Origin of the sequence: Trebonia sp., assembly GCF_049794275.1 — a bacterium.
Taxonomy (GTDB): Bacteria; Actinomycetota; Actinomycetes; order Streptosporangiales; family Streptosporangiaceae; genus Trebonia.
Genome location: NZ_JBARCR010000352.1, coordinates 1 through 5,119 on the forward strand (window position 1 = coordinate 1; position 5,119 = coordinate 5,119).

The following is a 5,119-nucleotide window of genomic DNA, read 5'->3' on the forward strand; positions in this document are numbered from 1 at the left end:
GCGCGGGTCAACCGGCTGCTCGCGCCACCGCCGCCGCTGTGCCGCGCCGCCCAGGCCGTGGTCGTGCTGTCCGCCGCCGCGCTTGTCCTGACACCGCTGCTGCTGCTGGCGATGGCTTAAGAACCAGTTATCCAGAACGGGCCCGTGGTGACTCCCCGGCAAGCCTGCTACCAGGGACCGTACGGACCTGAGTTGTTCCTGCTGCCGCGGCCGAACTCCTTCACCTTCGGCCGCATATCGGCGAGGTAGATGGCCGCGGCGACGAACGCGGCCACCGAGAGGATGCCGGTTATGCCGCCGTAAGCAGCGGCATAGAGCCCGAGCACGAAGGCGACGCCGAGGATGATCAGCCAGATCGGCTTGCTCAGCTTGCCAACCGCGCGGAACGCCTGCGCGGGCCTGATGATGGCGTCGATGAAGGCCCAGGCTTCCACCACGAACGCCGCCACCGCGAGCGCTACGAAGAAGTAATTGAGCGGGCTATACGGCCCGCTGCCGGTTATTGAGGCCACGGGTCCACGCTACCTTGTCCGGAGTGTTCTAGGACTGGTCCGCGGAGTCATCCGGCTCGTCGGGCGTGCGAGTGACGGCGATCACTTCCGCCTTAGGCGGCGTCGGCTGGCTTTCGTTGCGGAAGGATTCGTAAATCTCGATCAGGACCTGCTTCTGCCGCTCGGTAAGCTGCGGGTCGGTGAGGAGCGCGGAGCGCACGCCCGAGTCACCGGGCCTGTCCTCGAGGATGCCGGCCTGCACGTAGAGCGCCTCCGCCGAGATCCGCAGCCCCTTGGCGATCTGCTGCAGGATGTCCGCGCTGGGCTTGCGGAGCCCCCGCTCGATCTGGCTGAGGTACGGGTTGGAGACGCCTGCCTGGTCGGCCAGCTGGCGCAGCGAGATCTTCGCCTGTTCGCGCTGCTGCCGAATGTAGTCACCGATTGTTGCCATACTCTCAGTCTACCCGACTGCTTGCAATTGCAAACTCCCAGCAAGCGCAGGTCAGGAGGGTATGCAGAGGAACGCGCGGGCCTCCGCCACGGTAATCAGCGTGCCGGTCATGTCTCGCCTCCTGGTTGGCATGCCTGGTCTCAGAATGCCTGGTCTCAGAATGCCTGGTCTCAGAATGCCAGGCCTCAGGCAGCCGGGACCGGGGCCAGGTGGTTCCTGGCGAAGGCCAGCGTCTCGGCCAGGTCCGCGAGCCGGTCGTCCCTCGTCGCCGCGCGCGTGGTCTTCACCTCGGCGACCACCATCCCCCGGTAGCCCGTCGCTGCGATGCCGCGCAGCAGCTCGGCACACGGCTGCCGGCCGCGCCCGGGCACCAGGTGCTCGTCGGGCACGGGACCGTTCGTGACGCCGGTGCCGTCGGCCAGGTGGACGTGCGCAAGCCGCGGGCCAAGCTCGTTCGCCATCGCGATCGCGTCGGAAGCGGAGGCGGCGGTGTGCGACAGGTCCAGGGTCACGTTCGGCAGGTCAAGGATGGTCGGGTCCCAGTGCGGCGCGTACCCGGACACCTCGGTGGTGCCTGCCCGGAGCGGGAACATGTTCTCCACGGCGAAGGTGACGTCGGTCTCTTCTGCCATCTTGGCCACGCCCTCTTCGAACCCGCGCACGTAGTCGCGCTGCCAGCGGAACGGCGGGTGCAGCACGACCACCTTCGCGCCCACCCGCTCGGCCAGTTCCTTGGCCCGCAGCAGCTTGGCCCATGGTTCCCGGCCCCAGACGAGCTGGGTGAGCAGCAGGCTGGGCGTGTGCACCGCGAGCACGGGGACCTGGTGGTAGTCGATCAGGCCCGCGAGCGCGTCGGCTGACTGGCTCACCGGGTCCGTGTAGACCATCACCTCGAGCCCGTCGTAGCCGAGGCGCGCGGCGGCCTCGAAGGCGTCCGTGGTCCGTTCCGGATAGACGGACGACGTGGACAGCACGACGGGGGTCACAGGTAGCCCAGTCAACGCTTTCCCTTCCGTGGTGCGGCTTCCTTCAGCTTATGCTCGCCGCCGCAGTCGAATGTCAGACCGCGTCGCTATGGTGCGACCATGGCGAAGTCGACGGCTGGGTTCCGCTGCAGCGAGTGCGGCTGGCAGACGCCCAAGTGGGTCGGGCGGTGCGGTGAGTGCCAGGCATGGGGCACGGTCGAGGAGACGGCGGTGCCGTCGCGGCTGGTGCGCGCCGGGATCCGGGCAGCGGCCTACGGCGGTTCCGGTGTTTCGCGCGCCGGACGGCTGGGCGGCGGCCCGGTGAGCACGGCAGCGATGCCGATCGGGAAGGTGGACGCGGCGCAGGCCGCCGCCAGGCCGACCGGCCTCGACGAGCTTGACCGGGTGCTCGGCGGCGGCCTGGTTCCCGGCGCGGTGCTGCTGCTCGCCGGCGAGCCTGGTGTCGGCAAGTCGACCCTGCTGCTCGAGGCGGGCGCCATGGTGGCGGCGGACGGGCCGGTGCTGTACATCACTGGCGAGGAGTCCGCCGCACAGGTCAGGCTCCGTGCCGACCGGATCGGCGGGGTGAGCGAGAACCTCTACCTGGCCGCGGAGACGGACCTGGGCGCGATCGTGTCACACGTGGAATGCGTCCAGCCAAGGCTGCTGATCATCGACTCGGTGCAGACGATCGCGGCCGTCGACGTGGACGGCGTGCCCGGCGGCGTCACCCAGGTGCGGGAGGTCGCCGCGGCGCTGACCGCGGTGGCCAAGGAACGGGCGATGGCGACGATCCTCGTCGGGCACGTGACCAAGGACGGCTCGGTCGCCGGCCCGCGCACGCTCGAGCACATCGTCGACGTGGTGCTGCACTTCGAGGGCGACAGGCACTCGCGGCTGCGCATGGTCCGCGCGGTCAAGAACCGGTACGGCCCCACCGACGAGGTCGGCTGCTTCGACCTTGGCGAGTACGGCATGATCGGCCTCGCCGACCCGAGCGGCCTGTTCCTCTCCCGGCACCGCGAGCCGGTGCCGGGCACGTGCGTCACCGTCACGCTGGAGGGGCGGCGGCCGCTGCTCGCGGAGGTGCAGGCGCTCGTGTGCCAGTCCGCGCTGGAGATGCCGCGCCGTGTCACCTCCGGACTCGACGCCTCCCGGGTGGGCATGGTGCTCGCGGTGCTGCAGCGCCGCGCCGACGTCAAGATAGGCAAGCAGGACGTGTACGCGGCGACCGTTGGCGGAGTGCGGCTGACCGAGCCGTCGGTGGACCTGGCGGTCGCGCTCGCGCTGGCCAGTTCGGTGGCGAACCTGTCCGTCCCGCAGGGCGTGATCGCGGTCGGCGAGGTGGGCCTGGCCGGCGAGGTGCGGAACGTGGCGGGCGTGCCGCGCCGGGTCGCGGAGGCCGAGCGGATGGGCTTCCGCCGCGCCATCGTCCCATCAGGCTCGGATGCGGCCTCCTCGGGGGGGTCGTCCGGCATGGAGGTCGTCGAGGTGGAGGACGTGCGTGAAGCGATGCAGGCGGCGCTGCGGGATTAGCGGGGCATGATCAGCGGTCCAGCGTGAAGGTAGTGACGTGGCTGGACTGGCCGGCCGTCTGCGCTACGGCGTCGAAGGTGCCCGTGGCGCCAGCGGGAAGTGATCCGGCGCAGCCGGACGGGCCCGTGGCCTGCCGGTTCCACGAGACCGTCAGCAGCTGCGGGACGCCGAGCTGGAACTGGACCGGCTTGGCGGCGGCGGCCTTGCACGCCGAGGAATCCCACACCACCTGACCGAGCCTGGTGACGACCACGCGCACGGATCCGGCGCCGTACGGCAGCTGGCACGCCCTGCTGGCGGTCGACACCGCGTACACGTGGAACTCAGGCTGCGCCGTCTGCCCGTAGCTGGCCTGGCTCGTGACCAGGGTGAGCACGATGTCGCCCGGCGCGCAGCTCGGTCCGGCGGCCCCGGCGGAGGCGCTGGCCGTCGCACTCGGCTGGGCGCTTGACTGCTTCGCGCTTGGGGTAACCGGCGGAGCGGTGGTCGGCGGAATCTCGGCTGGGGTGGTGAGCGAGGGCGCGGCCGCCGGGCTGCCGTACGCCGCCGACGGGAGCGTCTCTCCCGCCTGGAGCGCGGCCATGGACGAGCCGACGGCCGCCGGCGTGCCGGCCGACGGCCCCTTGCCGGTGAACTGCCACGCGAGGACCGCGAGCACCGCGAGGCCGCCGCCGAGGATGAAGAACCGGCGCCGCCAGTAGGCGCTCGGGTCCGTCGGCCTGCCTGAACGACGATTCGCGTTCCATCGCATGCGAAGAGTATGCAGTCTGCGATGCGGGCGGTCCGGTTGCCGCGCCGGGGATAATGCTTCTCATGACGTCGCCGCACGCCGAGCCGGTTCTCGCCTGGTATTCGGCGCACGCCCGCGACCTGCCGTGGCGGGCGCCGGGCGCGAGCCCGTGGTCGGTGCTGGTCAGCGAGATCATGCTGCAGCAGACCCCGGTGAGCCGCGTCCTGCCCGCCCACCGGGCCTGGCTGGCCAGGTGGCCGTCTCCGTCCGCGCTGGCCGCCGACCCCGCAGGCGAGGCAGTCCGGCAGTGGGGCCGCCTGGGCTATCCCCGCCGCGCCCTCCGCCTCCACGAGGCCGCCACGATCATCACCCGCGATCACGCCGGCGAAGTCCCGTCCACCCACGAGGCGCTGCTGGCCCTCCCCGGCATCGGCCGCTACACGGCAGCGGCGGTAGCCGTCTTCGCCTTCGGCGATCGCCACGCGGTCCTCGACACGAACGTCCGGCGAGTCCTCGCGAGGCTGGCCTCCGGCGAGGAATTCCCCGGCCGGCAGCCCTCCACCGCCGAATACCGGCTGGCCGAGTCGCTGCTCCCTGAAGCCCCGGCCACCGCGGCCCGCTGGTCAGTAGCGGTCATGGAACTAGGCGCCCTGACCTGCACAGCCGCCCGCCCCAAATGCGGTACCTGCCCGGTATCGACCCACTGCAAGTGGCTGGCGAACGGCAGCCCGCCAGCCGCGACCAGGCCAGCAGGCCAGCGTTACGAGGGCACCGACCGCCAATGCCGCGGGCGCTTGCTGGGGTTGCTGCGGGATTCGGCGCAACCAGTCCCGCCCGAGCGCTTCGACCTCGTATGGCCAGACACGCCCCAGCGAGCCCGCGCCCTGGACGGCCTGGTAGCCGACGGCCTGGCAGACCCCCTCCCCAACGGCACCTTCGCCCTCCC

The 5,119-nt window shown here is 71.2% G+C and carries 6 protein-coding genes; 2 read left to right on the plus strand and 4 right to left on the minus strand.

All coding sequences use genetic code 11. The annotated features are described in order from the left end of the window. Positions 1–167: 167 nt before the first annotated feature. From WA805_RS09720 to WA805_RS09730, 3 genes are all read right to left on the minus strand, one after another. Complete coding sequence (locus tag WA805_RS09720) at positions 168–512, minus strand: DUF2516 family protein (RefSeq protein ID WP_422276184.1); 345 nt, start codon at positions 510–512, stop codon at positions 168–170. Positions 513–540: 28 nt separating this feature from the next. After that, positions 541–942: a helix-turn-helix domain-containing protein gene (locus WA805_RS09725; protein WP_422276186.1), complete on the minus strand. Its 402-nt coding sequence runs from the start codon at positions 940–942 to the stop codon at positions 541–543. 185 nt (positions 943–1,127) lie between these two features. Continuing rightward, complete coding sequence (locus tag WA805_RS09730) at positions 1,128–1,943, minus strand: sugar phosphate isomerase/epimerase family protein (protein ID WP_422276188.1); 816 nt, start codon at positions 1,941–1,943, stop codon at positions 1,128–1,130. Positions 1,944–2,027: 84 nt separating this feature from the next. Here WA805_RS09730 and radA point away from each other — a divergent pair, with 84 nt between their 5' ends. Beyond that, the gene (radA, locus tag WA805_RS09735; RefSeq protein WP_422324215.1) at positions 2,028–3,443 is read left to right on the plus strand and encodes a DNA repair protein RadA; all 1,416 of its coding nucleotides are present in this window, start codon (positions 2,028–2,030) and stop codon (positions 3,441–3,443) included. A gap of 10 nt (positions 3,444–3,453) precedes the next feature. On the opposite strand, the gene WA805_RS09740 is transcribed toward radA, so the two are convergent. Beyond that, positions 3,454–4,194: a hypothetical protein gene (locus WA805_RS09740; RefSeq protein ID WP_422284626.1), complete on the minus strand. Its 741-nt coding sequence runs from the start codon at positions 4,192–4,194 to the stop codon at positions 3,454–3,456. A gap of 62 nt (positions 4,195–4,256) precedes the next feature. On the opposite strand from WA805_RS09740, the gene WA805_RS09745 reads away from it, so the two are divergent. After that, positions 4,257–5,119, plus strand: an 863-nt coding sequence (locus tag WA805_RS09745) for an A/G-specific adenine glycosylase (RefSeq protein WP_424561444.1), incomplete at its 3' end; no start/stop codon positions are given.

Coding starts and splice junctions, on each gene's coding strand:
- WA805_RS09725 (WP_422276186.1), bottom strand. CDS start 942: ATGGCAACAATCGGTGACTACATTCGGCAGCAGCGCGAACAGGCGAAG.
- WA805_RS09740 (WP_422284626.1), bottom strand. CDS start 4,194: ATGCGATGGAACGCGAATCGTCGTTCAGGCAGGCCGACGGACCCGAGC.
- radA (WP_422324215.1), top strand. CDS start 2,028: ATGGCGAAGTCGACGGCTGGGTTCCGCTGCAGCGAGTGCGGCTGGCAG.